Here is a 26688-nt window from a genome sequence, read left to right as displayed (position 1 = left end):
GCGGATGCCCGACATCATTCTTCATCAGTACGCCACGTCGCCTTTCTCGGAAAAGATCCGCCTGCTGCTCGGCGCGAAGGATCTGTCCTGGTGCGCAGTGGAGATTCCGCCGATCCTGCCAAAGCCAGATCTGGTCGCGCTGACCGGCGGGTACCGGCGCACACCGGTCATGCAGATCGGCGCCGACATCTATTGCGATACGGCGCTGATCTGCGAGGTACTGGACCGGATGGCGCCGATGCCGCCGCTGTATCCGTCCGACCAGGCGGCGGCGTCCCGCGTCATGGCTGCCTGGTTCGACAGCGCGTTGTTCACGGCATCGGTCACCTACACCATGCAGCCTGCTGGCGTGCAGGCCATGCTCGCGCATCTGACGCAGGACCAGTTCCAGGCGTTCGTTGCTGATCGCAAGGCCATGCGTGGCGATACCAATGCGCTACGGATGCCCCTGCCTGAAGCCGGCGCGATGCTGCACGAGACCTTCGGACGCCTGCAGGAACAGTTCGCGGCCGGCGTGCTCCATGTGGCTGGCCCGACGCTGTCAGTGGCAGATTTCTCGCTGTACCACAACATCTGGTTCATCCGCCGCGCCACGGCGCTGGCCGCGATCCTCGATGCCTATCCGCTGGTCAAGGAGTGGTATGCGCGCATGCAGGCCCACGGACACGGCAAGGTGCGCGTGATACCGGCCGAGGATGCGCTGGCCGATGCACTTCACCATGATCCGTTGGCGCATGACACGACGATCCAGCCAGACAGCGGATTCGCCGCCGGTGATGCGGTGACCGTCACGCCAACCGACTACGCGAAGGACCCGGTGGCCGGGGTGCTCATGACGCTTACCGCCGATGTGGTCACGCTCCGCAGGCAAGACCCGCGCGCGGGCGCTGTCAACGTGCACTTCCCGCGGCAGCATTACCAGGTACAAGCGGCATAGCCCATCCAGACTAGAACTACGAACACTACGAACGACAAGTAGAGGGAGACGTTTCATGAAGCAGTTCGAGAGCAAGGTGGCAGTGATTACCGGCGGTGCTTCAGGATTCGGCAAGGAATTCGCGCGAATCGGTGCGTCGCTGGGCATGAAGCTGGTACTGGCGGACGTCCAGGAGGACTCGCTGGACAGCACAGTGGCCGAATTCAAGTCACAGGGCGCCCAGGTGATCGGGTTGCGCACGGACGTGTCGAAGGCCGAGGAAGTCCAGGCGCTGGCCGATGCCGCGATGACGGCGTTCGGCGAGGTCAACCTGCTGTTCAACAACGCCGGTGTGGGCGCGGGCGGCCTGATCTGGGAAAACACGCAGAAAGACTGGGACTGGGTGCTCGGCGTGAACCTCTACGGTGTGGTCAATGGCGTGCGGATCTTCACGCCGCTGATGCTGGAGGCGGCCCGCAAGGACCCGGGGTATCAGGGGCATATCGTCAATACCGCGTCGATGGCGGGTCTGCTGAATCCGCCGGCCATGGGCGTGTACAACGTCTCCAAGCATGCGGTGGTCGCGTTGTCCGAAACGCTCTACCAGGATCTGAGCCTGGTCACTGACCAGGTGCATTGCTCGGTGCTGTGCCCGTTCTACGTGCCCACCGGCATCAGCCAGTCGCAGCGTAACCGGCCAGCCAATATGGCCAACGATCAGCCACCCACGCGCTCGCAGCTGGTGTCGCAGGCGCTGTCCGACAAGGCGGTCAGCTCGGGCAAGGTCAGCGCGGCCGACGTGGCGCAGATGACGTTCGATGCGATCCGCGAGGACGGCTTCTATATCTACTCCCACCCGCAATCGCTGGATTCCGTCCAGCGGCGCATGGAGGAGATCGTCAACCAGCGCAATCCGGGCGATCCGTTCGGTGACAAGAGCGAAGTGCGGGCGGGCCTGATCGCCGCGCTGCGCGGCTGAGCTGGCCAGGAACTTGCGAACGCGAACACGAACAGGACGAACCGGACAAACGATATGGCCGAGACCGCCAGGGAGACCATGATGACTGCACCCGCCGTGATCCACCACCGGCAGTTTGCGAACCTGCCCAACGGCACGCGCTTGCATTACGCGAGTGCGGGCGAGCAGGGCAGGCCGCTGATCCTGTTCGTGCACGGTTTTCCGGAGTTCTGGTACGAGTGGGAAAACCAGCTCGCAGAGTTCGGCCAGACGCATTTTGCGGTGGCGCCGGACCTGCGCGGGTTCAATCTGTCCAGCAAGCCGGCCGATGTGGCAGCGTACAAGCCCAAGCATCTGGTCGAGGATCTGGTGCAGTTCATCCGCGTGCTGGGCTATGAGCGATGCGTCATCGTCGCGCATGACTGGGGCGGCGCGCTCTGCTGGAACCTGGCGGCGCAGTTCCCGGAAGTGGTCGAGCGGCTCGTGATCATCAACTCGCCGCATCCCTACGTGTTCGCGCGGGCGTTGGCGAGTGACCCGGCACAGCAGCAGGCCTCGGCCTATATGAACTGGCTGCGCAAGCCAGGATCGGAACAGGCCATGGCCGCCAATGACTTCGCATTGCTGGAAAAGATGCTGACTGGCGATGCTTCCACTGTGCCGGCCTGGTTCGTGGGCGAGACTCGCGCGAAATATCACGCGGCATGGTCGCAACCGGGCGATGGCGGCTCGCATGCGCTGACGGGCGGTGTCAATTACTACCGGGCATCGCCGATGCACCCGCCCTTGCCGGGAGAACCGGCGCCCGACATTTCACGCCTCGATCCATCCGCGTACAGCGTGCGGGTGCCCACGCTGGTTATCTGGGGCGAGAGCGACCGGGCGCTGCCGAAATCGCTGGTCGACGGGCTGGAGGAATTCGTGCCGGATATGCGGCTCGAGCGCATTCCGGAGGGCACGCACTGGATCATCCACGAACAGCCGGAGCGCGTGAATCTGCTGATTCGCAGTGCGTTGCCCTAGTCCCGTAGCCTCCCGGTCTTGTCGCCGGGCTTAGCTCAAGCGCTCCCGATAGAGCCGATAGTTCTCGTCATCGAAGCAGACGAAGGTGACCTGCTCGATGGACGGGGACTTCGGCAGTGCCTCGCGCACTGCGGCAATGGCGATGTCCACGGCCCGCTCACGCGGGAAGCCATAAATGCCGGTGCTGATGTTCGGAAATGCCACCGTGCGCAGATTGTGCTCGCCCGCCAGACGGATGCTGTTGCGGTAGGCGCTCGCCAGCTGCGTCTCCTCTTCCTTGCTGCCACCATGCCAGACCGGCCCCACGGCGTGGATGACATAGGGTGCAGGCAGCAGGCCTCCGGTAGTGATCACGGCTTCCCCGGTCGGGCAGCCGCCTTGCGCATCCCGGATCGCGCGGCACGCGTCCATGATGGCCGGGCCGCCCGCGCCATGAATCGCGCCATCGACGCCACCACCGCCCAGCAGGCCGCTATTGGCCGCGTTGACGATGGCATCCACTTCCATCCGGGTAATATCGCCGTGCACGACCTGCAAGTGTTCCCCTGTCATGGTGTCTCCTGGTCTCCGGGTTGGGGCGGCCATGACATGGCGCCCATTCTCAAGCATACGCCGCGAAATGGCGTTTCGCTGTGTGGCCGATCATCGCGCAAAAGGTGTGTCTGTGCGAGGATAAACGCATGGAATCGTAATGCTGCTCTACGGAATCACTGGCATGATATGGAAATCGAACGACCGTTCAGAAATAGAACACCAGTACATGCCCGCGCAGCCGTTGGATCCTCAGGTCGCCCAGTTGCTCGACCTGATCGCGCGAGCAAAGCGGCCGGCCATCCATACGATGGACCCGGTTGACGCCAAGATCGCGTACGAGAAGAGCGCGCCGATTCTGGACCTGTCGCCCGCGCCAGTGCACGGCGTGGAGGATCTTCAGGTGACCGCGCGCGACGGCCATGCCATTCCGGTGCGGCTTTACGCACCGCGCGAGGCAAGCTGGGCCGATCCGCTGCCGCTTCTGGTGTATTTCCATGGCGGTGGCTTCACGGTGGGCAGCGTCAACTCCCATGATTCGCTGTGCCGGATGTTCTGCAATGGTGCGGAGTGCCTGGTGCTGTCGGTCGATTACCGGCTGGGCCCGGAGTGGAAATTTCCGGTGGCGGCCAACGATGCCTTCGATGTTCTGCACTGGGTGTTCGAGGAAGCCGCGCGCATTGGCGCTGACGCCACGCGCATCGCGCTGGGTGGCGACAGTGCTGGCGGAACGCTGGCGGCGGCTTGCGCAGTGGAAGCCAGGGACCACGGATTGGCGCCGGTGCTGCAGATGCTGATCTACCCGGGCACCTGCGCGCGGCAGGATACGCCATCGCACCGAGCGCTGGCCGAAGGTTATCTGCTGACCGCAGAGATGATCCAGTGGTTCTTTTCGCAGTATCTGGACGTCGACGCCAGCCGTGACGACTGGCGGTTTGCTCCGCTGGACGGGGGCGGCGAAGGTGCCGACGTGAGGGACTGCTGCCCGGCCTGGATTGCGGTGGCCGGCTACGATCCGCTCCATGACGAGGGCGTGGCCTATGCAGCGAAGCTGGAAGCAGCGGGGGTGGTGGCCAGCCTGACCGACTACCCCACCATGATTCACGATTTTTTCAAGCTCGGACGTTTTATCGGCGCGGTGGCAGGCGCCCATGCGGATGCCACGGCCGCCCTGCGAAGGACGTTCGGGATATAGGGCCCCGGCCTCGCGCCATCGGGCTCTTTCGAGTATCTGACCCGTTCATAGAAAAACGGGCGGGAAGCCCCGATTCACGATTCAAACCAAGTCGCAATCGCGCATTCTTGTAGCAGAAGGAGACTCAACACATGCAACGCCGCCAATTTATCGCTCGCGCCAGCCTGCTCGCCGCCACGGTCGCGGCCAGTTTTGCCGCCATGCCGGCACACGCCCAGGCGGACAAGTTCCCGCAACGTCCGATCCGCCTGGTCGTTGGCTATACCGCTGGCGGCTCGACGGACATCCCGTTCCGTGTGCTGGCCGAGAATGCATCGAAGATCCTGGGCCAGCCCGTGATCGTCGAGAACAAGCCCGGTGCCGGTGGCGTGCTGCCCGCGCAGATGATGCAGTCGACCCAGCCTGATGGCTACACGCTGGCCCAGGTGTCCATGCCGGTGTTCCGTCTGCCGTACACCACCAAGATCAACTGGGATCCGGTCAAGGACCTGACCTATGTGATCAACCTGGCGGGCTACTCGTTCGGCCTGGTCGTGCCGGCCGATTCGCCGATCAAGACGATGCAGGACTACATCGCCTACGCCAAGGCCAATCCGGGGAAGCTGACCTATGGCTCGCCGGGCACGATGACCACGCTGCATCTGACGATGGAAGACCTGGCCATGCGCCAGGGTGTGCAGTTCTCGCATATTCCGTACAAGGGCAACTCGGAATCGATGCAGGCGCTGCTGGGCGGCCACGTGATGTCGGTGGCGGATACCCCGGCCTGGGCCCAGTACGTGGAATCCGGCAAGCTGCGCCTGCTGTCCACCTGGGGCGAGAAGCGCTCGCCGCGCTTCCCGAACGTGCCGACGCTGAAGGAACTGGGCATGGGCATCGTCCAGGCTTCGCCGTTCGGTCTGGTCGTCCCCAAGGGCACGGACCCGGCGATCGTGAAGAAGCTGCATGACGCGTTCAAGAAGGCCATGGAGATGCCGAACTACCGCGAATCGCTGGCCAAGTTCGACATGGAGCCGAACTACATGAGCAGCAGCCAGTATCAGGCGTTTGCCGCCGATACGGTCAAGCGCGAACGCGCGATCATCGAGAAACTGGGCCTGGGCAAGGGTCAGTAAGGTACGTAGAACACGGGCGTCCCACGGGGCGCCCGTTTTTTCATCTGGAGCTTCGCCCCCCATGGCCAAAGAGGATTTTCATCTCAGCATGCCACTGCGCGTGCGCTGGGCCGAGGTCGATCCGCAATCGATCGTCTTCAATGCCCACTATCTGACTTACTGCGATATCTGTTCGACCGAGTACTGGCGCGCGATTGGCGTGCGCTATCCGGAGGACTTGCTGCGCGCCCACGGCGTGGACATCTTTGTGGTCAAGTCCACGCTGGAGTACCACGCATCGGCACGGTTTGACGAGATGCTCGATATTCGCGGCCGCATGGCGCGGCTGGGCCGGTCGAGCATGGTGTTCCGCGTGGAAATGTATCGCGGCGACGAGCACCTGATCACCGGAGAGGTGGTCTACGTCTGCGCCGATCCGCAGACGCAGAAATCGGCGCCGATCCCGGCATCGGTGCGGGAGCGGATCGAAGCGTGGGAGATTGTGAAGCCTGCTGCGTGAGGTGGGATGATGTTTGATGTGCTTGCGCTCTCCCGCGCGCGGCAGAGCGCAAGCCTGTCAATCCTGTCAACCGCGACCTCACCGGATCAGAGCTTGACCGCCGCATCCTCCGCATAAGCCCGAATCACGTCGTCAAAGCTCGCGTCGCTCTCGAATCCCAGTTCGCGCGCGCGCGCCACATCCCACGCCGCCGGCCATGTGCCGACGATCTTCTCGATGCGCTCTTCGCGTTCCCACGTCACGCGATCGGCCACCGCGTCACCGGCCACGCGCTGCAGCGCTTCCACCATCTGCGCCGCCGTGACCGACAGCCCCGGCAGATTCACCACCCGGCGATTGCCGAAGCGCGCGCCATCGAGTTCGATGCCGTTGACCAGCGCCTGGATCGCGCCGCGTGGCGAGAGCAGCCACAGCGGCGTTTCCGGTGCCACAGGGCAATTTGCCGCCACGCCTGACAATGGTTCGCGGATGATGCCGCTGGCGAACGACGACGCCGCGGCATTCGGCTTGCCGGGCCGCACGCTGATCGTCGGCAGCCGCAGCACGCGGCCATCGACAAAGCCGCGTCGGCTGTAGTCGGACAGCAGCAATTCGCCGATAGCCTTCTGCATGCCGTACGACGATTGCGGATTCAGCGCGGTGTCGTCCTGCACCACCGGAGGCAACTTGCCGCCATAGACGGCGACCGAGCTGGTGAACACCACGCGCGGTACATGCGCCAACTGGCGGCACGTTTCCAGCAGCGCGCGCGAGGCGTCAAGGTTCACGCGCATTCCCAGGTCGAAATCGGCCTCGGCCTGACCGCTGACTACCGCGGCCAGATGGAAGATTGCGCCGGTATCACGGTCGATGGCTTGCGCCAGCACGGCGGGATCGGACAGGTCGCCCGTCACCACACGCACGCGGGCATCGTCGATCTGCGGCGCCACCACGTCGAGCAGTGTGAGCCGGTCGATCGTGACGGCCTTGCCATCCAGGTTCAGCGTGCCGCGTTTGAGCAGCAGACGGGCCAGTTGCAGGCCCAGGAAGCCGGCGCCGCCGGTAATCAGTACGTTCATGGTTGCGGAGTGTTCGTCATTGGCGTGGTCGGTACGGAGCGGAAACGGCCGTGACAGGCCCGAATCAGCGCTTCAGCCAGGGCTTGATCCAGCCCAGACCTTCCGAAGTGCCGCCACGCGGGCGGTATTCGCAGCCGATCCAGCCCGTGTATCCGAGCCGGTCGATGACGTCGAAGAGGTACGGGTAGTTCAGTTCGCCGATATCGGGTTCGTGGCGTTCGGGCACGCCGGCGATCTGGATATGGCCAATCCCCGCGAAGTCGCGTTCGAGCTTCTTCGCGATATCGCCCTCGACGATCTGGCAGTGATAGCAGTCGAACTGGACCTTGAGATTGGCCGCGCCCACCTGGTGGCAGATGGTCTGGCCATCGTCCTGACGGTTCAGGAAATAGCCCGGCATGTCGCGGGTGTTGATCGGCTCGATCAGCACCGTGATGCCGTGCGACGCGGCCGAGGCAGCGGCATAGGCCAGGTTCTCGAGATAGACGGCGCGGCAGCGGGCGTGGTCGGCGTCGGCCGGCACGATGCCTGCCATCACGTGCACGCGGTCGTTGCCGAGCACGGCAGCGTATTCGAGGGCCTTCGCGAACGCCGTGCGGAACTCGGTCTCGCGGGCGGGCAGGGCGGCGATGCCACGCTCGCCGGCGCCCCAGTCACCGGGCGGCGCGTTGAACAGGGCCTGGATCAGGCCGTGGTCGTCGAGCCGCTTGCGGATCTCGGCGGCCGGATGGTCGTACGGGAACAGGTATTCCACGGCCTGGAACCCGTCCTTTGCCGCAGCGGCAAAGCGGTCCAGAAAGTCGTGCTCCGTGTACATCATCGAAAGGTTCGCGGCGAAGCGCGGCATGTCAGGTCTCCTTGAACTTCAGATTCGATATCAGCGGTTGACGAGCTTCGCCGGGGTCAGCCAGACCAGCAGGGCGCCCACGACCAGGATCGCCGACAGCACGTACATCGGCAATTGCGTGCTTTGCGTCATGTCCTTGAGCGCGCCGACCATATACGGCGATACGAAGCCTGCCAGATTGCCCACAGAGTTCACCACGGCGATACCCGAGGCGGCGGCGATGCCGCTCAGGAACGCGGTCGGCAGCGACCAGAACAGCGGGGCGCATGTCAGCACGCCGGCGGCGGCCAGCGACAGCGCTGCAATGGCCACGGTCGTATTGTGGGTGAACGACGCCGCAATCGCAAAGCCCGTGGCGCCCATCAGTACCGGCACGATCAGGTGCCAGCGGCGCTCACGGCGCGCGTCGGCGCTGTGGCCCAGGATGTTCATGACGACGATGGCGCAGAGGAACGGGATGGCCGACAGCAGGCCGATGTTGAAGTTGCCTGTCACGCCGCTGGCCTTGACCAGCGTCGGCATCCAGAACGTCAGCGCGTACTGGCCGGTCACGAAGCAGAAGTAGATCAGGCACATCCACCACACACGGCTGTCGCTGAACACGGCGCCCAGCGAATGCAAGTTGCGCTGGCCGCCTGTGGCGGCAGCGGCCGACGCGGCGCGCTCGTCGTCCTCGATGTTGCGCTTGAGCACGTGCTTTTCATCGGGGCTGAGCCACGGGGCGCGGTCGATGCCATCGCGCAGCACGAAAATCGTCGCGATGCCGATCGCGAAGGCTGGCAGGGCCTCGATGAAGAACATCCATTGCCAGCCGGTCCAGCCATGGGTGTTGTGGAACGCATCCATGATCCAGCCGGACAGCGGGTTGCCGAACATGCCGGCCACTGGAATGCCCGACATGAACAGCGCGATCATCTTGGCGCGGCGGTGCGACGGATACCAGTACGTCAGGTACAGGATCACGCCCGGATAGAAGCCCGCTTCGGCCAAGCCCAGCAGGAAGCGCATGACGTAGAACTGCGTTGGCGTCTGCACGAACACGAACGCGGCAGAGATGATGCCCCAGGTGATCATGATCCGCGCGATCCAGATGCGCGCGCCGATGCGGTGCATCAGCAGGTTGCTGGGCACCTCGAACAGGAAGTAGCCGATGAAGAACAGGCCGGCGCCAAGGCCGAACACGGTTTCCGAGAACTGCAGGTCCTGCGCCATCTGCAACTTGGCAAAGCCGACGTTGACGCGGTCGAGATACGCGATCACGTAGCAGAGCATCAGGAACGGCATGATGCGCCAGAACACCTTGTTGTAGGCGCGTTTTTCGATGGTGCCGTCGGCGTCCAGCCGGGCGTCGGCAACAGGGGTCCCCACCGCGGGGTTGGAAGCGGTCATTGGAAGTCTCCACGTGTATGGAAAGTGCAGCCGGTTTGCCCCCACTCCCGTATGGCGGGAGAGGGGTTGGGAGAGGGCAGGGGCTTTGTTTTGCGGAGTTGCCCTGGGGATGCGCTGTCCCTCTCCCCGGCCCCTCTCCCACTGTGCGGGAGAGGGGGGAAACAGGTTAGTCGTGTGTCACCACCTCACCTTGAACGCATCGCGCAGTTCCGTCAGCGCGGCCTCGTCCAGCGGGGCAGGTTTTTCGCCGCGCATCATCCAGAGCTTCGCCGTTTCTTCGAGTTCTTCGAGCGCATAGGCCGCGCGTGACACACTGTCTTCCCACACCACTGGCCCCAGCCGTGCCAGCAGGACACCGCGCACCTCATTGGCCAGTCGGGCCACGCGCGCGGCGACGGCAGGGTCGCCAGGGCGGTGATACGGAATCAGGGGGATATGGCCAACCTTCATCACGTAGTACGGCGTGATCGGGGGCAGCACGTCGTCCGGATGCCAGACACCGGCCAGCGTCAGCGCCACCAGATGCGTGGAATGCGTATGCACCACGCCGTGCGCGTTCGGGTTGTTGTCGTAGACGCAACGATGCAGCGTCAACGTCTTCGACGGCTTGTCGCCCGACACCCAGCCGCCATCGGGCGACACCTTGGCGACCCTGGCCGGATCGAGCGTGCCCAGGCAGGCGTCAGTGGGCGTGATCAGCCAGCCATCGTCGAGCCGGGCGCTGATATTGCCTGCCGTGCCCACCGTGTAGCCACGCTGATACAGGCTGGCGCCGACGCGGCAGATCTCTTCGCGCAGTGCGCTTTCGTTGCTCATTGCGGTGCCCCCAGTGCTTGCAACGCTTCGTCGAAGAAGTTCTCGCCGCCGAAGTTGCCGGATTTCAGTGCCAGTCCCAGCGGCGCATCGTCCAGCGTGACCGTAGCCGGCACGCCTGGCGCGATCTGCGAACCGATGCGCAGCGACTGCACGCCCAGCGCCTGCACCACCGCACCGGAGGTTTCGCCGCCGGCCACCACGAAGCGCCGCGTGCCGCGTGCCTTGAGGCTGGCGGCGATGCTCGCCAGCGCGTGCTCGACCAACTCGCCCGCGCGTGCGACGCCGAGTTCGGCCTGCACGGCCTTGACTTCATCGGGTTGGGCGGTGGCATAGATCAGCACCGGTTCGCCGTGATTGCCCGCGAAGGCCAGTGCGTCATCCACGACCGTGTCTCCACGCGCCAGACGCAGCGGATCGATCCGCAGGGCGGGGCGCTTCTGCGCGATCCAGTGCGCCACCTGACCGTTCGTGGCACGCGACGCGCTGCCCGCCAGCACCACACCATGACCATGCACGGGCGGGACTTCCGCGGCGTCGGTGCGCGCAGGCAGCAGTCCGGCGCGACGGAAGTTCTCGGGCAGGCCCAGCGCGATGCCGGAGCCGCCCGTGATCAGCGGCAGCGCGGCGCAGCCTTCGCCCAGCGCGAACAGGTCGGCATCGGAAATGGCATCGGCGATCACCAGCTTCACGCCCTCGCCACGCAGCGCGTCAATGCGCGCGCGCACGGCGTTCGCGCCCTGGGCGACGGTGTCGTAGCGCAACAGACCGACCTTGGCCTGGCTCTGACCCTGCAACACCCGCACGAGGTTGGCGTCGGTCATCGGCGTAAGCGGATGGTGCTCCATGCCCGATTCGTTGAGCAGGGCGTCCGCCACGAACAGATGGCCGCGGAAAATCGTGCGGCCGTTTTCCGGAAAGGCCGGGCAGGCAATCGTGAAGTCGCTGCCCAGCGCGTCGAGCAGGGCTTCGGCCACGGGGCCGATATTGCCGGCGTCGGTGGAGTCGAACGTCGAGCAGTACTTGAACACGAACTGCCGGCAGCCTTGTTCGCGCAGCCAGCGCAGTGCGTCGAGCGATTGCGCCACCGCGTTGCTGGCCGGGATCGTGCGCGATTTCAGTGCCACGACGATGGCATCGGCTTCCACGGCGGATGCCGGCACGCCGATCGTCTGCACGGTCCGCATGCCATTGCGGACGAGCGTGTTGGCCAGATCCGTGGCGCCGGTGAAATCGTCGGCAATACAGCCGAGCAGAGGACGATTCATCGTCTGACTCCTTTGCCTTGGGTTACCTGGCCTTCGGGCCGGGCAGGTCGATGCCCGGGAAGATCTTGATCACGGCCGAATCGTCTTCACCGCCATGCCCGGCGGTGGACGCCATCATGAACATCTGGTGCGCGGCGGCCGAGAGCGGCAGCGGGAATTTGCTGGTGCGCGCGGTATCGAGCACCATGCCCAGGTCCTTGACGAAGATGTCGACAGCGGACAGCGGGGTGTAGTCGCCCGTCAGGATGTGTGGCACGCGGTTCTCAAACATCCACGAGTTACCGGCGCTATGCGTGATCACGTCGTAGAGCGCGTCGGGGTTCACGCCTTCGCGCAGGCCCAGGGCCATGGCTTCGGCTGCTGCGGCGATATGCACGCCCGCCAACAACTGGTTGATGATCTTGACCTTCGATCCCGCGCCATGTGCGTCGCCCAGGCGATAGACCTTGCCGGCCATCGCGGCTAGCACGTCCTCGGCCATGGCGTAGGCTTCGGCGGGACCGGAGGTCATCATCGTCATCTCACCGCTGGCCGCGCGCGCCGCGCCACCCGACACGGGGGCGTCGAGCATCAGCAGGCCACGCTCGCCCAGGCGCTTGCCGAGCGCTTCGGCAAATCCGGGCGGCACGGTGGCGCTGGCAATGACGAGCTTGCCTGCGGCCATTTTCGACACGGCGCCTTGTTCGCCGAACAGCACCGTTTCCGTCTGCGCGGCGTTGACGACGAGCGTGATCACCACGTCGCAACGCTCGCCGAGTTCGGCCGGGCTCCCGCAGGGCGTGCCACCGGCTTCCGCGAAGCGGCGCAGCACCTCGTCACGCAAATCAAAGGCATGAACGTTGAAGCCGGCGCGCAGCAGCGACTGCGCCACGCCGTAGCCCATCGCGCCCAAGCCGATGACGCCAATATTCCTGGACATGGATAACTCCTGAATGCGTGTTTGGTGCGTTTTGGTGCGTATTGCTGCGTTAGTGCGACGGGCCAGCCGGCTGGTGGCCAGCGGCGGAGTCATCCTCGCCCAACTGGGAGAGCCGGCGCGCCGCGTTGTACATGTGGTTCTGGGCCGCGTTGCGCGCGGCATCGGGGTCGCCGGCGCGGATGGCGGCGACGATGGCCTGGTGCTCCTCCCGTACCTGGCGCGAAAAATCCTCGCGCCGCGCTTCGTTGGTTCGCGTGACGCGGGTGGCGGTTTCCAGGTACTGGCTCAGGAATGCCAGTGTCTTGAGGAAATACGGATTGCCGGTGGCTTCGGCGATGGCGCGATGAAAGCCGACGTCGGCATCGACGCCATCGCCGCCAGCGGCCACTTCGGCGTCGATACGTGCCAGCGCGGCGTCGATATTGGCCATGGTCGCATCGGTACGGCGCCGGGCGGCCTGCGCGGCCACTTCGGCTTCGATCGAGCGTCGCAGTTCGACGATCTGCAGCACCGATTCGAGCGTGTCCACGTCGGTGTAGTCGATGCGCAGCGGTCGGATGCCGGCCTGCTCGGTCACGAACACGCCGCTGCCCTGGCGCGATTCCACGAGGCCTTCGTACTTGAGTCGCGCGATGGCCTCGCGGATCACGGTACGGCTCACGCCGAACTCCTCGGACAGCACAGCCTCGGTGGGCAGCTTGGCGCCGCGCGGAAACATGCCGTCCTCGATCTTCTCGAGCAGTTGTTCGGCAACGCTGTCGGTCAGCGCGCGGGCAGGAATCTTTTGGAACATCGTCATCACGTCATCGGGTAGTCAGGTCATCATACAAATTTCACGGAAGGATGGCAGGAGGGTAATCCCTATGGTGGTGCGCCGCATGGCCGGTAATCGCACGGCGTAGCTCGGCGCCTTGATGCCACCGGGCGTATCATTGCGCCTCATTTCAGGCTCTTCGAACCGCTCCTCACCATGTCCGCATCCACGCCAACAGCCGCCCCCGTACTGGTCTGCCTCTGGGAAGAAGCCCGCGAGCGCGCCCGAGCAATCCGCTACGCCGTCTTCGTCGAGGAGCAGGGTGTGCCGGTAGAACTGGAGTGGGATGAGATGGATGCGCCGAGCTGGCACGCGCTGGCATTCGCCGTGGATGGCGTGCCGGTGGCCACGGGCCGCCTGCTGCCGGATGGCCACATTGGCCGCATGGCGGTACTCAAGTCCGCGCGCGGCACCGGCGTGGGCGCGAAGGTGCTCGATGCGCTGATGGCCAAGGCCACCGAACTAGGCTATCCCGAACTGATCCTCAACGCCCAGACCCATGCAGCGCCGTTCTACGCGAGGGTAGGTTTCGAGCAGGTGGGTGACGAGTTCGAGGAAGCCGGCATCCCGCACATCGAGATGCGCAAGCGGATCCGCTGATCTGCTGATCCGCCTGAAGACAGTCAGCGCGGCGCGGGTACTGTGCCGGTGTCGCGTGCCAGATTGAGTCGTCCGCGATAGGAGACCTCACCGGTCTGGCCATCGGCATCGAAGCTGCGCTCGACGAAGTCGAAGCGGCCGTCGTGCATCACGCGCAGCACGGTGCTGGCACGCGTGCCGTAGTTCGGCGAACGGATAAATGCCGACGACAGCAGCTTTTCCCATTCGGGTGCGACGCCCGTGCTCGGCAGTTCCCAGTCGGGCGCCTGCCGATCCTCCGCAAGCAACTGCAGGTACGACTCCACGTTCGATCCGATCTGGCCGCGATCGGCTGCCAGGACTTCGCACATCGCGCCCACGCGGCTGCGCACCTTGGGCCAGGGCGTGTCGAGCAGCGCATTTGACAAGCCATACAGGCCCGGCTTGAGCCGCTGTGGCACGCGGGACTTCGAACGGTTGCTGTACCACCAGAGGTCATGCAGATCGCTGGCCAGCAGGTTGAAGCCGTTGTAGGCGCCGTGGGCTCCGGCCAGGTCGTGCAGATAGTCGGCCGGCGGTTGATCGCCGCGCAGGAAATGCGCCACCAGCTCGCCGCGTGAGCGGGCATCGGTACGTTTTTCCGAGGGCGCGCGATAGTTTGTCAGGGCGGCGAACCTTGCGCCGACCGGGGTGTCCTGCCCGTGCTGGGCACCGGCAATACCCATCCATGTGCCGGCGTCACCGATGACCTCAGCGAGGTCACGGCCGCCCAGCACTCCGGGGGCATCCCGCCACCAGTCCGCGGGCGCGGCGGGGCGGGCATAGAATTCGTCGCGGTTGGCGGCAACCACCAGGGGGTAGTCCGGGTGAGATTGCCAGGCAACCAGAATGAGACACATATTCCTTCCTTTACAGCTCGTTCGGCATCGCGCGAATCTCGTAAGGCGTGTGATTCGTGCGGTGGCGCGGGCGCGAAATCAGAGCACGTCGAGATCGACGAACCGCTCGCTCATCCGCTCGCCGCTGATCCACTGCGTCAGCCCGCTTTGCCGCCAGAGCCCATCGAGCGCGGCGTCGAATGCGGGAGGGACGTCGGCGTAACTCTCCATCCATGTCTGCAGACCGGCGCGAGTTTCCGGCCTGCGCATCAGCGTACCACCAACCCCGGTCGCCTCGGCGACCGTTTCCATCCAGCGATGCCAGTGCGGCAGAGCCTCTGCGGCCCGGTCGTCCGGCACCTTGAAGTAGACGTAGAGATGATCGCTCATGACGATGCTCCCGTGGCGGTCATCCGGCCGCTTCCGCCTCGTTTGGCAGTGGCACTTCGTACGGCAGCGCACCCGTGGACACGGCCGGTCCGCTTGCGGCGCCCAGATGCAGCGCGCCACTGGCGGCGTCGATCTTCAACTCGGCCAGTCCTTCCCAACCACCTTGGGGCGCCGGCGCGGCGTTGACCAGCATACCGCATGGCTGCTCCGGATCCTCGGGGCGGAAAATCTCCGCCGCCGCAGCCGGGACATCGCCCGTGCCACGCACGCGCCACATGCGGCGCTTGAGCGTGCCGCGATACTGGCTACGCGCGACGACCTCCTGGCCCGGATAGCAGCCCTTGCGGAAATTCACGCCGCCAATCAGTTCGAAGTTGATCATCTGCGGCACGAACTGCTCCTGCGTGGCCGCGGCGATGCGGGGGATGCCCGAGGCGACATCGAGCCAGTCCCAGAACGCGGGCGAGGCGACGGCCAGCGTAGCGCCGAGCGATTGCTGAAGGGCTTCGATGCGCGCGGCCGGAGCGACGATCTGCCAGCGCGGCTCGCCGTCAGCATCGGCCAGGCGAATGACGGTCACGTCGCCGTCGGATACCGTGGCCAGCGGTGCTTGGGGAGCAGGCAGGCCAGCCTGTTGTAGCGCGGCTTCCGCGCCAGCCCCGGCGATGCCAAGGATGCCGTGCGTGGCGGACAGGTCCGACAGCTTCGCCTTGGCCCGCAGCACGAACATGGTCAGGCGCTTCTGGATTGGCGGCTGGATGTCGGCGGAGAGTTGCAGCACGATGCCATCGGCGTCGCGCCACATCAGGAAGCTGGCTATCAGCCGGCCCTTGGGCGAGCAGTAGCCGGCCAGGCGGGCTGTGCTCGCAGTCAGGTCTTCAACAGCGTTGGTAAGCTGGCTGTGCAGGAAAGTGGCGGCATCGTCGCCAGCCACGCGGATCAGGCCAAGCCCGGCTGGCGCGGAGACGATACCAGCGGCGCGCAGGGATTTCAGGCTTTGGTCGAGGGACGGAAATTCGGTGGAGGACATGCAGACGGTCCTGAATGGCGTATGAATTAGGGGCGGCGCCGTGCGCGGCGCGTTCTCGTAACTTGCGGTGACACATCGGCCACAAGGCTCCCGGTATTATATGGGCCTGTCGCCATTCCGGCCGGCCGCTGCCATGATCCCGACCCGCCGGCGGGGACATCGCGCCCGGTCTTTGCTTGCTACTACATGAAACGTCTGTTCCTGCGCCTGGTCGGGGTTCTGGTGGTCTTCGCCATGGCCGCCGCCGGTGGCTTTGCCTGGTGGGCTCACCAGCCGCTCGGCCTGACCACATCCCCCATCGAAGTCGTCATCAAGCCGAATTCCGGCGTTCTCAGCGTGGGTCGGCAGATCCAGCGCGGTGGCGTGGGCATGGACCCGCGCCTGTTCCAGATACTGGTCCGCATCACCGGCCACGGCCCGGACCTCAAGGCCGGGGGCTACCAGTTCGAGACTGGCGCCACGCCGCTGGACGTGATCGGCAAACTGGCCCGGGGCGAGGTCACGCACTACGTTGTGACCGTCATCGAGGGTTGGGAATTCCGCAAGATGCGCGCGGTCGTGGATGCCAACCCCGCGCTGAAGCACGATACGCAGGGCATGTCCGACACCGATTTGATGCACGCGATCGGCGCGACCGAAGCCGCGCCGGAAGGGCTGTTCTTTCCCGATACCTATCTGTTCGCGCGCGGCAGCAGCGATATCGAGCTCTACAAGCACGCCTATCGCGCCATGCAGCGGCGCCTGAACGAGGCCTGGAACGCACGCGCGCCCGACCTGCCGTACAAGACGCCGTACGAGGCGCTGGTGATGGCATCCATCATCGAGAAGGAGACGGGGCAGGCGGGGGAGCGCCCGATGATCGCGGCCGTGTTCGTCAACCGTCTGCGCAAGAACATGATGCTGCAGACCGATCCGACTGTGATCTACGGCCTGGGTGAGCAATTCGACGGCAACCTGCGCAAGAGGGATCTGCTGACGGACACCCCGTACAATACGTACACCCGTACCGGTCTGCCGCCGACGCCGATTGCCTTGCCGAGTCTGGCGTCGCTGGCCGCGGCCACGACGCCGGCGCCATCGGACGCCTTGTATTTCGTGGCACGCGGCGACGGCAGCAGCCATTTCTCCAATTCACTACCCGAACACAATCGCGCGGTCGACAAGTACCAGCGCGGCAAACCATAAGGTCATGCGCGGAAAATTCATCACCTTCGAGGGCATCGATGGCGCGGGCAAGAGCACCCATATCGAGTGGGTGGCCGAGCGCCTGCGCGTGCGCGCAAATGTCGTCACTACCCGGGAGCCGGGCGGCACGCCGCTGGGCGAAGACCTGCGCCAGTTGCTGCTGCACCGGAAGATGCATCTCGAAACCGAGGCGCTGCTGATGTTCGCGGCGCGCCGCGAGCACATCGCCGAAGTCATCGAGCCCGCGCTGGCGCGCGGCGACTGGGTCATCTCGGATCGTTTTACCGATGCCACGTTTGCCTATCAGGGCGGTGGGCGTGGGCTGGCGCTCGATCGACTTGCCGCGCTCGAGCAATGGGTGCAGGGCGGTCTTCAGCCCGACCTGACGCTGCTGTTCGACGTTCCGCTGGAAACCGCGAGCGCGCGTCTGGCCGGGGCCCGTGAGCCCGACAAGTTCGAGGCCGAGTCCCGCGCCTTCTTCGAACGGACCCGCACTGAATATCTGCGCCGCGCGGCGGAAGCGCCACAACGCTTTCGGGTCATCGACGCAACGCGCTCGATCGACGAGATTCGTGTGACGCTCGAGGAAATCCTCGCAACGCTTTGATTTCTAGTAGCTATATTCGTATTGTGATGTCGATACCGATGACTCCGACAATACATGAGATGGCTGCGCTAACCGATTGAACCTGAATGCTTTATCCCTGGCAACGAGATGACTGGCATCGGCTGACCGCGCTACGCGACCGGCTGCCGCACGCGCTGCTGCTTCACGGCCAGCAAGGCATCGGCAAGCGCGATCTGGCGTTGCACTTCGCGCAGGGCCTGCTTTGCGAAAGCGCGCTGCCCGATGGCCAGCCCTGCAATACCTGCAGCGCCTGCCACTGGTTTGGTCAGGGCAACCATCCCGATTTCACGGTGGTTCGGCCCGAGGCACTGGAAGCTGGCGCCGGAGAGGCCGAAGGCGATGGCGAGAGCAGCAGCAAGAAGAAGGCGCCGAGCAAGATCATCCGCATGGAGCAGGTGCGGGCGCTGATCGAGGCGGTGGGCGTTGGCACGCACCGCGCGGGTTTGCGCGTGGTGGTGGTCTATCCGCTCGACGCGTTGCAGACCGAAGGCGCCAACGCGCTGCTCAAGACGCTCGAGGAGCCGCCGCCATCCACGGTGTTCCTGCTGGTCACGGACCGTATCGACCGTGTGTTGCCAACGATCCTGTCCCGTTGCCGCCAGTTCTCGATGACGCGGCCGACCAGTGCGGATGCGCTCGACTGGCTGCGCGGGCAGGGGGTGGCCGATGTGGAGGCGCAGCTGGCACTGGCCGGAGGTGCGCCGCTGACCGCGCTGCACGCGGCCGAGGCCGAGGAACAGCCCTTGCAGCGCTGGCTGGTCGGCCAACTCGGTAGCGCGGCTGCGCTCGATGCCCTGGCCGCTGCGGAGCAGTTGCAGAAGTTGCCGATTCCCGCCGTGCTCGGCATCCTGCAACGCTGGACGTACGATCTGCTGGCGCTCTGCCTGGGCACGGGTGCCGTGCGTTACTTTCCGAAGGAGCAGACGGCACTGACCCGCTGCGCCAGCGCAACCGACGCGCATCGGCTGCAGGCGTTCGCCGCTCGGCTGGTCGGACATCGCCGCAACGAGAACCATCCGTTGGCCGCGCGCCTCGTGATGGAGTCGGTGTTGCTCGATTACCGACAATTGTTCCGTTAGCGTGCGTCTCGCGGTAGGAATCGTGCCGCACACGTGGTACAAGTCGAACAAAGCAAATTTCAAATAGCCCGCACAAAGCGGGCAATGCTGCAATAAGGGGTCAAGATGAACACACCAGCCATAGCGGCGCCGACACGACCAGCGGTCGGTCCCGCCACGATTCCTAATCCCGCGACGACCGGCCGCCCGAACGTGTTGTCACTGTCGATCAAGGACCAGGCAGGGCTGTATGCGGCCTATATGCCGTTCCTGGCGCGAGGCGGGATCTTCGTGCCGTCGAACCGGCCGTTCAGGCTTGGGGAGCAGGTATTTCTGGTGCTGTCGCTGCTGGATCGCCCGCAGAAGTACCAGGTGCAAGGTACTGTCGCGTGGATCACGCCGGTCGGCACGCCGATGAAGACGCCAGGCGTGGGGGTACATCTCCCGGACGACGATATTGGCCGTTCGCTGAAGCGCGCGGTGGAAGAGATTCTTGGCAAGACGATTGAATCCGGGCGACCGACCCAGACCCTGTAGTGCATCTGAAGTTGCTGTGTTGCGCGAAATATTAGTTGCAACTTGTTGTTATTTATGAATGTTTTTGGTTTTGCCGCGGGTATCGTCATTCGATGCCGGGCCGGTGACCATGGCGTCGAGCGAGACCTGATGTTCGCCCGGCGTCGGCTCGATTGAGATATCCCATGTTTGTAGATTCCCACTGCCATATCGATTTTCCCGAGCTGGCCGAAAGGCTGCCGCAGTTGCTCGAGAACATGCGGACCAATCAGGTGTCGCACGCCCTCTGCATCTCCGTGACGCTCGAGGACTTTCCGCGCGTGCTGGCGCTGGCCGAACAGCATCCGAACCTGTATGCCTCGGTCGGTGTGCATCCCGACTACCAAGAAGGTGCCGAAGAGCCGACACTCGAGCGGCTGGTCACGCTGTCGGCGCATCCGCGCGTGGTTGGTACTGGTGAGACCGGGCTGGACTACTACCGTCTCAACGGCCGCAGCATCGCGGACATGGAGTGGCAGCGCGAGCGGTTCCGCACCCATATTCGCGCGGCCCGCCAGACTGGCAAGCCGCTGATCATCCATACGCGATCCTCGGCGGACGACACTCTGCGGCTGATGCGCGAGGAAAACGCGGGTGAGGTTGGCGGCGTCATGCACTGCTTCACGGAGACGTGGGACATCGCCCGGCAGGCGCTGGACGAAGGTTTCCATATCTCGTTCTCGGGTATCGTCACGTTCAAGAGCGCGGCCGACCTGCAAGAAACCGCGAAGAAGGTCCCGCTCGACCGCATGCTGATCGAAACCGATTCGCCTTATCTTGCCCCCGTGCCATACCGCGGCAAGACGAACGAGCCGGCCTGGGTGCGTCACGTGGGCGAGTTCATCGCCAAGCTGCGCGATGTTCCCGTGGAGACGATCGCAGAACAAACTACGGATAATTTTTTCCGCTTATTCAAGCACATAGACAGGAATGCTCATGCTTGACTTTAAGATCAGACGTGGGGTCGCCGCAATGGCCCTGATCTGCGCGGCTTGCGCGAGCGTGGCCGCTCCGGCCGACGATATGCGCAAGGCCGTCGAGTTCGATGACGCCAACACCGTGCAGAAGCTGCTGGCGCGTGGCGTGGATCCGAATCTGGTCGACAACCGGGGTGACCCGATGCTGGTGGTGGCGCTGCGCGAGAAATCGACCAAAGCGGCAACGGCGCTGATCAAGGCCAAGAACATCGACTTCGACAAGACCAATCCGGCGGGTGAGACCCCGCTGATGATGGCCAGCCTGCAGGGCGAACTGGACATGGTCAAGCTGATGGTCGACGGCATGGAGGCCGAGGTCAACAAGAAGGGCTGGGCGCCGCTGCACTACGCGGCCACGAATGGGCACAACGATGTCGTCAAGTATCTGGTCGACCATGCGGCCTACATCGATGCGGAAAGCCCGAATGGCACCACGCCGCTGATGATGGCCGCGCGCGGCGGGCATATCGATACCGTCAAGCTGCTGCTCGACGAAGGCGCGGACATGCGCCTGAAGAACCAGCAGAACATGACCGTGATCGACTTTGCCGAGCAGTACAACCAGAAAGAGATCGCCGACGGTCTCAAGTCGCGCTGGCAGAAGCTGTATGGCGCGGTGCCGCCGCCGGCACCGAAGCCGAAGCCCTGGACGCCGCCTGCCAGTCAGGCGAAGTAGTCAGGCTGTCAGGTAAGCAGTCGTTTCCAAACGCCGCTCATCCGGGCGGCGTTTGTATTATGGGAATTCGCGCTCGGTGATCGTGACCGACCGCGATTTCCCGGCTGCCGCATACAGCGTCAACACGTTGCGCCCGGCGCTGGTGCTGCCCGCCTCCCGCGTTTCCTCGAACACGAAGCGCTCCGACCGGTAGATCTCCCCGGTGTCCAGGCTCTGGTAGCGCACGTCATAGCTGCCCTGCGTGATCGCGTCCATCGTGAACGAAGACCCGACAGGAATGAATGTCGTCCGTACCGGCACCGGGGAGCCGCCGTTGACGGCCACGAGCTTGAGCAGCACGTCGGACGGACCGCGCGAGTTGTCGACGGTCAGCGTCGACAGGCCGCTTGTATTCAGCACCGGATATCCGGGCAGGTAGCCCGAATTGGTTGGCCAGGGCAGGCCACGCGGAGTCAGGCTCGGACGCAAATATTGGGCCTCGCGCGGCAGGTCAGCCGGGACGGGGGTGACGATTGACGCCGCCGCGGCCGGCTGGACGAGCGCCGCGCCTGGCTTGTCGACGGCCGGCTGAGTTGGCGTGGCCCAGTCTCCCAGCAGCACGACAATCGCGGCCCCGATGCCCGCATAGAGCAGGAGCGACCATTTCCTGGCCAGCGGCTCGCCCGGGCGCTGGCCATCCTGTCGGGGTTTGCGTCTTTTTCTCTTGAAGGCGGAGTCGGCGGCGGACTGTCCGGGTGCGGCAACTCCGGTGGCCCGTGCCGATGCCTGCGCAGACTGCGCCGGACGCGCGGAGCGCCCCTGTGGCCGTGGGGCCTGCGCGGCGGCGCGGGCTGCTGCCGCCTGTTGGGCCTGGCGCTGCCTGCGTTCGGCCTCCTGCTTTTCCTGCGATGCGATCCACTGGTCGTGCTCGGCACGCTTGGCCGGGTCGCTCAGCACGTCGTACGCGGCGTTCAGCAGCCGCATGATGCGATTGGCCTGTTCGCTATCGGCGTGCCTGTCCGGGTGGTACTTTTGGCTGAGCGATTTATATGCGGCCCGAATGACTTCGGCGGGCGCATCGCGGGAGACCTTGAGGTTGTCGTAATGGGTATGCATCAGACGAAGAAGGACGCAATAACGGTGTTCGACGACAAATAACGGCAGGGCGCCGCGATTCTCAAGTATTCACGCAAATTGGCGGGCAGGTATGCGGGCTAGCCAACAAATACAGACATGTCCGCGATGATCCGTTCCGCATTGTCGCTGTTCTTTGGCGTGGCCACCAGATGGATGCCGCCGATCGCCGGGCTAAAGTTCCGCCGCAATCTGCCGATATAGGCGGCAAATGACGAGGGCCTGACAAGAGCCCAAAGTTCCGGGATGGCGGGGCATCTGCTCCGCCGCAGTTCATGGGGGGCAAGGACATGCTGAGAAGAATCAAGGCGGAACAGCTTCAAGTGGGCATGTTTGTGTCCAGGCTGGGCGGGCCATGGATCAACCATCCATTCTGGCGCTCGCGCTTTCTGGTCAGTAGCGACGAACAGATCGAGCAGATACTGGCGGCCAATGTGCAGGACGTCTGGATCGACATCCTGAAGGGGCGAAACCTGCCGATGCAGGGCGCGCCGGAAGTTGCCGATTCGGAGGCGGATGCACAGCCTGAATCGGATTTCGAGGACGAGCTCGAACACGCCCGCGAGCTGATCAAGTCGGGTCGGGCGGTGATCGGGTCGATTTTCAACGACGTGCGGATGGGGCACGCGCTCGAGACCAACGGCGCGCTGCTGCTGGTGGATTCGGCCTCGACATCGCTTTCGCGCCATTCGCAGGCGCTGCTGGCCATGGCGCGACTCAAGGCCAAGGACGACTACACGTACCTGCATTCGTACTCGGTCTGTGCGCTGATGATCGCCGTGGGCCGCACGCTGAAACTGCCAGACGGCGAGGTGCGCGAGCTTGGCCTGGCCGGGCTGGTCCACGATATTGGCAAATTGACGCTGCCCGAGTCACTGCTGATGAAGGCGGGGGATCTGTCGCCGGCCGAGTACGAGCAGATGCGGCGGCACCCGTCGGCCGGGTACCGCATCCTGAACGAAGCGCGGCTGTATACGAACATCCCGCTCGACGTGTGCGTGCATCACCATGAGCGGGTGGATGGCAAGGGCTATCCCTTCGGTCTGTTCGAGAATGAGATCAGCGTGCACGCCAAGATCGCCGCAATCTGCGATACCTACGACTCGCTGACGTCGCCGAGACCCAACCACCTGGCCTGGTCGCCGGCGCGCGCGATGGAATACATCGCGGTGCGCGTCGACACGCTGTTCGATCGCCGCGTGTTCAAGGCGTTTACACGGACGGTCGGCATCTACCCGCTGGGCACCGTGCTGCGGCTGCGCTCGGGACGGCTGGCGGTGGTCTGCGGGCAGAACGCGAACGAACCGCTTCGGCCGCGCGTGATGACGTTCTACTCGGTGTCACAGTCGGCGCCGTTGCCGCAGGAGGTTCTCGACCTGACGCAGAGCGAGGATTCCGTCATTGCCTTCGAGGATGCCCGGCAGTGGGGCTTCACGGACGAGCAACTGATGGCGATGTACGCGCCACACGTGAAATAGACAGAAAACGCGTGCGCTGAACGCGGCGGACGCGGCGGACGTCGAACGCCAAATGTCGGCGGGGTGGGCAGAAATAGTAGACTTGGCGCTTGTCAGCCCGTATTTATCAGCCCGTACCGCTTCACCACACATGACTTTCGACGCCCTGCTTGAACTGTTCGAGCAACGCATCCCGGCCCACCCGTGGGCTCAGATCACCTTGTACGTCCTGGCGCTGGTCCTGCTGGCCGGCATCGCGCAATGGCTCGTGGCGCGCGTGGTCGGCCGGGTGGTCTATCGCGTATTGAGTCTTTCCGGCCACGGCAACTGGGCCGGGGCGCTGCTGCGCCACCGGACCTATCGCCGGCTGGGCTACGCGGTGTTCCTGGCCGTGGTCACGGTCGGCATCAGCCAGGTGCCGAACCTGGGCAAGTTCTCGGCGGCCATCGAGCGGCTGGCTCATGCGGGCACCTGGATCAGCGTGTTCCTGATGCTGTCTGGCGTACTCGATGCGTGGCAGACCGTGTTTTCCGGCAGCCGCAGCGCGCAGACGCATTCGATCAAGGGCTACATCCAGGTGGCCCAGCTCGCGCTGTGGCTGGTCTGCGGTGTGCTGGTGCTGTCGATCCTGATCGACCGCTCGCCGCTCTGGATGCTGTCCGGCATCGGCGCGCTGTCTGCGGTGCTGCTGCTCGTGTTCAAGGACACGCTGCTGTCGCTGGTGGCCAGCACGCAGCTCACCTCGAACGATATGCTGCGCATCGGCGACTGGATCGAAATGCCCCAGTCCAATGCCGATGGCTTTGTCATGGACGTGGCGCTGCATACGGTCAAGGTCAAGAATTGGGACAACACCGTGACCACGGTGCCGACCTACAAGCTGTTCTCAGAGAGCTACCGCAACTACCGGCACATGTTCGAGTCTGGCGCGCGCCGCATCAAGCGGACGCTCCGGATCGATGCCACCAGCGTGCGGTTCCTGGACGAGGAGGAGGTCAGGGCGCTGATGCGGTTCAAGCTGCTGCATGACTATCTGGAGGTCAAGCAGGAGGAGGTCGATCGGGCCAACCGCGAAATCCTGCGCGCCGACACAGACCCGGTCAATCGCCGTCGGCTGACCAACCTGGGCACGTTCCGCGCCTATGGCATCGCCTTCCTGCGCGCGCATCCGGAAATTCATCACGATCTGCTGCTGAACCTGCGGATGATGGAAGCCGACTCGCAGGGCATTCCGATCGAGGTTTACTGCTTCACCACGCTTACGAACTGGACGGACTACGAACGTATCCAGGGCGATATCTTCGACCACCTGTTCGCGATTCTGCCGGAGCTGGGTTTGCGGGTGTATCAGGCGCCGTCAGGCGCGGACCTGAGCGGGCTGCGCAGCGGTGTGACGATGGCCGACCAGCACGCCGCACTGGCCGTGGCCGCCGCGGACTCGGGGATGCGCCAGCCGCCATCGGCCCCGACGGATCGGGCCGACAGGGTGGCGTAGGGGGGATTTCCCCCTGTCCCTTCTCCCTTTTCCCTTCCCCCGCCGCCGGGAGAGAGGAGTCAACCAGGCGCAGTGCTTACGCCTTCCGCGGCTTGACCTTGCCCGCCGCTTCCTTGGCGCGCTCGCGTGCCGTATCCACGTCTTCGGCGTAGGCCAGCGCCACGCCCATGCGGCGCTTCGTGAACGACTCCGGCTTGCCGAACAGGCGCAGTTCCGTCTGCGGCACGCGCAGCGCCTCGTCCACGCCATCGAAAACAATGCCTTCGGCTTCAACGCCGCCGTAGATCACGGCGCTCGCGCCGGGCGCGCGCAGCGCGGTGCTGACGGGCAGGCCGAGGATGGCGCGGGCGTGGAGTTCGAACTCGTTCTGCCACTGTGTGATCATCGTCACCATGCCGGTGTCGTGTGGACGCGGGCTGACTTCGCTGAACCAGACCTGCTCGCCCTTGACGAACAGTTCCACGCCGAACAGGCCCTGGCCGCCCAGGTCGGCGGTCACGGCACGCGCGATATGCTGCGAAGTTTCCAGTGCCTTCGGGTGCATCGGGTGCGGTTGCCAGCTTTCCACGTAGTCACCGGCGACCTGCACGTGGCCGATCGGCTCGCAGAAATGCGTTTCCACTTCGCCGCTGGCACCCACGGCGCGCACGGTCAGCAGCGTGATCTCGTAGTCGAAGTCGATAAAGCCTTCCACGATCACGCGGCCATGGCTGACACGGCCGCCGGCCATGGCGTAGTCCCACGCGGCCTTGACGTCCGCGGGACCGTCGATCTTGCTCTGGCCCTTGCCGGAGCTGCTCATCACGGGCTTGACCACGCACGGGTAGCCGATGCCGCCGTCAATCGCGGCTTGCAGTTCCTCGAGCGAATCGCAGAACTTGTACGGGCTGGTGGGCAGGCCCAGGGTCTCGGCGGCCAGGCGGCGGATGCCTTCACGGTCCATCGTCAGGCGGGCGGCGCGAGCCGTAGGGATCACGCGAACCACGCCGGCCGCTTCCAGGGCTTCGAGCATTGGCGTGGCGATGGCTTCGATCTCAGGCACCACCAGATTCGGCCGCTCGGCTTCGATCAGTGCCTTAAGCTGTTCGCCGTCGCTCATCGTGATCGTGCGCGCATGGTGGGCCACCTGCTGGCCCGGCGCGTTCTCGTAGCGGTCGACGGCGATCGTCTCCACGCCCAGGCGCTGCAGCGCGATCAGCACTTCCTTGCCCAGCTCGCCTGAGCCTAGCAGCATGACTTTGGTGGCGGACGGGGAGAGGGGCGTTCCAAGGGTGGTCATGGGGCGGCTCGATCAGGTCAGAAAAACCGGGATTGTATACGCG

28 protein-coding genes are annotated in these 26688 nt (G+C 64.8%); 15 read left to right on the top strand and 13 right to left on the bottom strand.

Features of this window, described 5'->3' with window-relative positions:
* Positions 1 to 4 precede the first annotated feature (4 nt).
* From K6G35_RS08365 to K6G35_RS08355, 3 genes are all read left to right on the top strand, one after another.
* Positions 5 to 937 carry a glutathione S-transferase family protein gene (locus K6G35_RS08365; RefSeq protein ID WP_495675547.1) on the top strand — a complete coding sequence of 311 codons (933 nt, stop codon included), beginning with the start codon at positions 5 to 7 and terminating at the stop codon, positions 935 to 937.
* A 55-nt stretch (positions 938 to 992) separates the two neighbouring features.
* Complete coding sequence (locus K6G35_RS08360; protein WP_008650224.1) at positions 993 to 1895, top strand: SDR family oxidoreductase; 903 nt, start codon at positions 993 to 995, stop codon at positions 1893 to 1895.
* 81 nt (positions 1896 to 1976) lie between these two features.
* Complete coding sequence (locus K6G35_RS08355; RefSeq protein ID WP_495676337.1) at positions 1977 to 2897, top strand: alpha/beta fold hydrolase; 921 nt, start codon at positions 1977 to 1979, stop codon at positions 2895 to 2897.
* Between the two features lie 30 nt (positions 2898 to 2927).
* On the opposite strand, the gene K6G35_RS08350 is transcribed toward K6G35_RS08355, so the two are convergent.
* Positions 2928 to 3449 carry an O-acetyl-ADP-ribose deacetylase gene (locus tag K6G35_RS08350; protein ID WP_008650222.1) on the bottom strand — a complete coding sequence of 174 codons (522 nt, stop codon included), beginning with the start codon at positions 3447 to 3449 and terminating at the stop codon, positions 2928 to 2930.
* A gap of 208 nt (positions 3450 to 3657) precedes the next feature.
* On the opposite strand from K6G35_RS08350, the gene K6G35_RS08345 reads away from it, so the two are divergent.
* From K6G35_RS08345 to K6G35_RS08335, 3 genes are all read left to right on the top strand, one after another.
* Positions 3658 to 4623 carry an alpha/beta hydrolase gene (locus K6G35_RS08345; RefSeq protein ID WP_414646345.1) on the top strand — a complete coding sequence of 322 codons (966 nt, stop codon included), beginning with the start codon at positions 3658 to 3660 and terminating at the stop codon, positions 4621 to 4623.
* 131 nt (positions 4624 to 4754) lie between these two features.
* On the top strand, positions 4755 to 5738 hold the full coding sequence (locus K6G35_RS08340; protein WP_008650211.1) for a tripartite tricarboxylate transporter substrate binding protein: 984 nt from the start codon (positions 4755 to 4757) through the stop codon (positions 5736 to 5738).
* Between the two features lie 61 nt (positions 5739 to 5799).
* A complete protein-coding gene (locus tag K6G35_RS08335; protein ID WP_008650210.1) occupies positions 5800 to 6237 on the top strand; it encodes a YbgC/FadM family acyl-CoA thioesterase in 438 nt (145 codons plus the stop codon).
* An 86-nt stretch (positions 6238 to 6323) separates the two neighbouring features.
* Here K6G35_RS08335 and denD read toward each other — a convergent pair whose 3' ends face one another.
* From denD to K6G35_RS08300, 7 genes are all read right to left on the bottom strand, one after another.
* Positions 6324 to 7295 carry a D-erythronate dehydrogenase gene (gene denD / locus K6G35_RS08330; RefSeq protein WP_008650209.1) on the bottom strand — a complete coding sequence of 324 codons (972 nt, stop codon included), beginning with the start codon at positions 7293 to 7295 and terminating at the stop codon, positions 6324 to 6326.
* Positions 7296 to 7359: 64 nt separating this feature from the next.
* Positions 7360 to 8142, bottom strand: coding sequence for a 2-oxo-tetronate isomerase (gene otnI, locus K6G35_RS08325; RefSeq protein ID WP_008650208.1), 783 nt, complete (start codon positions 8140 to 8142; stop codon positions 7360 to 7362).
* Positions 8143 to 8172: 30 nt separating this feature from the next.
* Positions 8173 to 9531, bottom strand: coding sequence for an MFS transporter (locus K6G35_RS08320; RefSeq protein ID WP_008650207.1), 1359 nt, complete (start codon positions 9529 to 9531; stop codon positions 8173 to 8175).
* 177 nt (positions 9532 to 9708) lie between these two features.
* A complete protein-coding gene (gene otnC, locus K6G35_RS08315; protein WP_035882678.1) occupies positions 9709 to 10347 on the bottom strand; it encodes a 3-oxo-tetronate 4-phosphate decarboxylase in 639 nt (212 codons plus the stop codon).
* Complete coding sequence (gene otnK / locus K6G35_RS08310) at positions 10344 to 11612, bottom strand: 3-oxo-tetronate kinase (protein WP_286880576.1); 1269 nt, start codon at positions 11610 to 11612, stop codon at positions 10344 to 10346. The genes otnC and otnK overlap by 4 nt, the downstream gene beginning before the upstream one ends.
* 22 nt (positions 11613 to 11634) lie before the next feature.
* Positions 11635 to 12624, bottom strand: coding sequence for an L-threonate dehydrogenase (gene ltnD / locus K6G35_RS08305; RefSeq protein ID WP_495675546.1), 990 nt, complete (start codon positions 12622 to 12624; stop codon positions 11635 to 11637).
* Entirely contained in the window at positions 12581 to 13324 is a 744-nt protein-coding gene (locus K6G35_RS08300; RefSeq protein WP_040011216.1) for a FadR/GntR family transcriptional regulator, read from the bottom strand. Before K6G35_RS08300 ends, ltnD begins: the two co-directional genes overlap by 44 nt.
* A 177-nt stretch (positions 13325 to 13501) precedes the next feature.
* Between K6G35_RS08300 and K6G35_RS08295 the strand changes: the two genes are divergently transcribed.
* Positions 13502 to 13945: a GNAT family N-acetyltransferase gene (locus tag K6G35_RS08295; protein ID WP_008650199.1), complete on the top strand. Its 444-nt coding sequence runs from the start codon at positions 13502 to 13504 to the stop codon at positions 13943 to 13945.
* A gap of 23 nt (positions 13946 to 13968) precedes the next feature.
* On the opposite strand, the gene K6G35_RS08290 is transcribed toward K6G35_RS08295, so the two are convergent.
* The 3 genes from K6G35_RS08290 to ygfZ all read right to left on the bottom strand — a co-directional run bounded on the left by K6G35_RS08290 (position 13969) and on the right by ygfZ (position 16222).
* Positions 13969 to 14823, bottom strand: coding sequence for an NRDE family protein (locus K6G35_RS08290; RefSeq protein ID WP_017515097.1), 855 nt, complete (start codon positions 14821 to 14823; stop codon positions 13969 to 13971).
* Between the two features lie 78 nt (positions 14824 to 14901).
* A complete protein-coding gene (locus tag K6G35_RS08285; RefSeq protein ID WP_008650194.1) occupies positions 14902 to 15192 on the bottom strand; it encodes a DUF4936 family protein in 291 nt (96 codons plus the stop codon).
* Positions 15193 to 15211: 19 nt separating this feature from the next.
* Entirely contained in the window at positions 15212 to 16222 is a 1011-nt protein-coding gene (ygfZ, locus tag K6G35_RS08280) for a CAF17-like 4Fe-4S cluster assembly/insertion protein YgfZ (RefSeq protein WP_008650192.1), read from the bottom strand.
* Positions 16223 to 16408: 186 nt separating this feature from the next.
* Between ygfZ and mltG the strand changes: the two genes are divergently transcribed.
* The 6 genes from mltG to K6G35_RS08250 all read left to right on the top strand — a co-directional run bounded on the left by mltG (position 16409) and on the right by K6G35_RS08250 (position 21301).
* Positions 16409 to 17407: an endolytic transglycosylase MltG gene (gene mltG, locus K6G35_RS08275; protein WP_495675545.1), complete on the top strand. Its 999-nt coding sequence runs from the start codon at positions 16409 to 16411 to the stop codon at positions 17405 to 17407.
* A 4-nt stretch (positions 17408 to 17411) separates the two neighbouring features.
* Positions 17412 to 18014: a dTMP kinase gene (gene tmk / locus K6G35_RS08270; protein ID WP_035882691.1), complete on the top strand. Its 603-nt coding sequence runs from the start codon at positions 17412 to 17414 to the stop codon at positions 18012 to 18014.
* 86 nt (positions 18015 to 18100) lie between these two features.
* A complete protein-coding gene (locus K6G35_RS08265) occupies positions 18101 to 19114 on the top strand; it encodes a DNA polymerase III subunit delta' (RefSeq protein ID WP_035882693.1) in 1014 nt (337 codons plus the stop codon).
* 105 nt (positions 19115 to 19219) lie between these two features.
* The gene (locus K6G35_RS08260; RefSeq protein WP_011516555.1) at positions 19220 to 19630 is read left to right on the top strand and encodes a PilZ domain-containing protein; all 411 of its coding nucleotides are present in this window, start codon (positions 19220 to 19222) and stop codon (positions 19628 to 19630) included.
* A 164-nt stretch (positions 19631 to 19794) separates the two neighbouring features.
* Positions 19795 to 20592 carry a TatD family hydrolase gene (locus tag K6G35_RS08255; RefSeq protein WP_495675544.1) on the top strand — a complete coding sequence of 266 codons (798 nt, stop codon included), beginning with the start codon at positions 19795 to 19797 and terminating at the stop codon, positions 20590 to 20592.
* Entirely contained in the window at positions 20585 to 21301 is a 717-nt protein-coding gene (locus K6G35_RS08250; protein ID WP_035882698.1) for an ankyrin repeat domain-containing protein, read from the top strand. The genes K6G35_RS08255 and K6G35_RS08250 overlap by 8 nt, the downstream gene beginning before the upstream one ends.
* A 57-nt stretch (positions 21302 to 21358) precedes the next feature.
* On the opposite strand, the gene K6G35_RS08245 is transcribed toward K6G35_RS08250, so the two are convergent.
* Entirely contained in the window at positions 21359 to 22396 is a 1038-nt protein-coding gene (locus K6G35_RS08245; RefSeq protein ID WP_495675543.1) for a J domain-containing protein, read from the bottom strand.
* Between the two features lie 308 nt (positions 22397 to 22704).
* Between K6G35_RS08245 and K6G35_RS08240 the strand changes: the two genes are divergently transcribed.
* Together K6G35_RS08240 and K6G35_RS08235 are read left to right on the top strand one after the other, a co-directional pair.
* Entirely contained in the window at positions 22705 to 23892 is a 1188-nt protein-coding gene (locus K6G35_RS08240) for an HD-GYP domain-containing protein (protein ID WP_035882727.1), read from the top strand.
* Between the two features lie 130 nt (positions 23893 to 24022).
* Positions 24023 to 25366, top strand: coding sequence for a mechanosensitive ion channel family protein (locus tag K6G35_RS08235; RefSeq protein ID WP_035882701.1), 1344 nt, complete (start codon positions 24023 to 24025; stop codon positions 25364 to 25366).
* Positions 25367 to 25442: 76 nt separating this feature from the next.
* On the opposite strand, the gene purT is transcribed toward K6G35_RS08235, so the two are convergent.
* Positions 25443 to 26645: a formate-dependent phosphoribosylglycinamide formyltransferase gene (gene purT, locus K6G35_RS08230; RefSeq protein WP_008651697.1), complete on the bottom strand. Its 1203-nt coding sequence runs from the start codon at positions 26643 to 26645 to the stop codon at positions 25443 to 25445.
* Between the last annotated feature and the right edge of the window lie 43 nt (positions 26646 to 26688).

The organism is Cupriavidus sp. HY129 (assembly GCF_059492215.1).
Note: the sequence above shows the minus strand (reverse complement) of the source record. Positions and strands in the feature narration are given on the sequence as shown.

Excerpts from the sequence above, each read along its gene's own strand:
- K6G35_RS08365 (WP_495675547.1), top strand. The coding sequence starts at position 5 with ATGCCCGACATCATTCTTCATCAGTACGCCACGTCGCCTTTCTCGGAA.
- K6G35_RS08360 (WP_008650224.1), top strand. The coding sequence starts at position 993 with ATGAAGCAGTTCGAGAGCAAGGTGGCAGTGATTACCGGCGGTGCTTCA.
- K6G35_RS08355 (WP_495676337.1), top strand. The coding sequence starts at position 1,977 with ATGACTGCACCCGCCGTGATCCACCACCGGCAGTTTGCGAACCTGCCC.
- K6G35_RS08350 (WP_008650222.1), bottom strand. The coding sequence starts at position 3,449 with ATGACAGGGGAACACTTGCAGGTCGTGCACGGCGATATTACCCGGATG.
- K6G35_RS08345 (WP_414646345.1), top strand. The coding sequence starts at position 3,658 with ATGCCCGCGCAGCCGTTGGATCCTCAGGTCGCCCAGTTGCTCGACCTG.
- K6G35_RS08340 (WP_008650211.1), top strand. The coding sequence starts at position 4,755 with ATGCAACGCCGCCAATTTATCGCTCGCGCCAGCCTGCTCGCCGCCACG.
- K6G35_RS08335 (WP_008650210.1), top strand. The coding sequence starts at position 5,800 with ATGGCCAAAGAGGATTTTCATCTCAGCATGCCACTGCGCGTGCGCTGG.
- denD (WP_008650209.1), bottom strand. The coding sequence starts at position 7,295 with ATGAACGTACTGATTACCGGCGGCGCCGGCTTCCTGGGCCTGCAACTG.
- otnI (WP_008650208.1), bottom strand. The coding sequence starts at position 8,142 with ATGCCGCGCTTCGCCGCGAACCTTTCGATGATGTACACGGAGCACGAC.
- K6G35_RS08320 (WP_008650207.1), bottom strand. The coding sequence starts at position 9,531 with ATGACCGCTTCCAACCCCGCGGTGGGGACCCCTGTTGCCGACGCCCGG.
- otnC (WP_035882678.1), bottom strand. The coding sequence starts at position 10,347 with ATGAGCAACGAAAGCGCACTGCGCGAAGAGATCTGCCGCGTCGGCGCC.
- otnK (WP_286880576.1), bottom strand. The coding sequence starts at position 11,612 with ATGAATCGTCCTCTGCTCGGCTGTATTGCCGACGATTTCACCGGCGCC.
- ltnD (WP_495675546.1), bottom strand. The coding sequence starts at position 12,624 with ATGACTCCGCCGCTGGCCACCAGCCGGCTGGCCCGTCGCACTAACGCA.
- K6G35_RS08300 (WP_040011216.1), bottom strand. The coding sequence starts at position 13,324 with ATGTTCCAAAAGATTCCTGCCCGCGCGCTGACCGACAGCGTTGCCGAA.
- K6G35_RS08295 (WP_008650199.1), top strand. The coding sequence starts at position 13,502 with ATGTCCGCATCCACGCCAACAGCCGCCCCCGTACTGGTCTGCCTCTGG.
- K6G35_RS08290 (WP_017515097.1), bottom strand. The coding sequence starts at position 14,823 with ATGTGTCTCATTCTGGTTGCCTGGCAATCTCACCCGGACTACCCCCTG.
- K6G35_RS08285 (WP_008650194.1), bottom strand. The coding sequence starts at position 15,192 with ATGAGCGATCATCTCTACGTCTACTTCAAGGTGCCGGACGACCGGGCC.
- ygfZ (WP_008650192.1), bottom strand. The coding sequence starts at position 16,222 with ATGTCCTCCACCGAATTTCCGTCCCTCGACCAAAGCCTGAAATCCCTG.
- mltG (WP_495675545.1), top strand. The coding sequence starts at position 16,409 with ATGAAACGTCTGTTCCTGCGCCTGGTCGGGGTTCTGGTGGTCTTCGCC.
- tmk (WP_035882691.1), top strand. The coding sequence starts at position 17,412 with ATGCGCGGAAAATTCATCACCTTCGAGGGCATCGATGGCGCGGGCAAG.
- K6G35_RS08265 (WP_035882693.1), top strand. The coding sequence starts at position 18,101 with ATGCTTTATCCCTGGCAACGAGATGACTGGCATCGGCTGACCGCGCTA.
- K6G35_RS08260 (WP_011516555.1), top strand. The coding sequence starts at position 19,220 with ATGAACACACCAGCCATAGCGGCGCCGACACGACCAGCGGTCGGTCCC.
- K6G35_RS08255 (WP_495675544.1), top strand. The coding sequence starts at position 19,795 with ATGTTTGTAGATTCCCACTGCCATATCGATTTTCCCGAGCTGGCCGAA.
- K6G35_RS08250 (WP_035882698.1), top strand. The coding sequence starts at position 20,585 with ATGCTTGACTTTAAGATCAGACGTGGGGTCGCCGCAATGGCCCTGATC.
- K6G35_RS08245 (WP_495675543.1), bottom strand. The coding sequence starts at position 22,396 with ATGCATACCCATTACGACAACCTCAAGGTCTCCCGCGATGCGCCCGCC.
- K6G35_RS08240 (WP_035882727.1), top strand. The coding sequence starts at position 22,705 with ATGCTGAGAAGAATCAAGGCGGAACAGCTTCAAGTGGGCATGTTTGTG.
- K6G35_RS08235 (WP_035882701.1), top strand. The coding sequence starts at position 24,023 with ATGACTTTCGACGCCCTGCTTGAACTGTTCGAGCAACGCATCCCGGCC.
- purT (WP_008651697.1), bottom strand. The coding sequence starts at position 26,645 with ATGACCACCCTTGGAACGCCCCTCTCCCCGTCCGCCACCAAAGTCATG.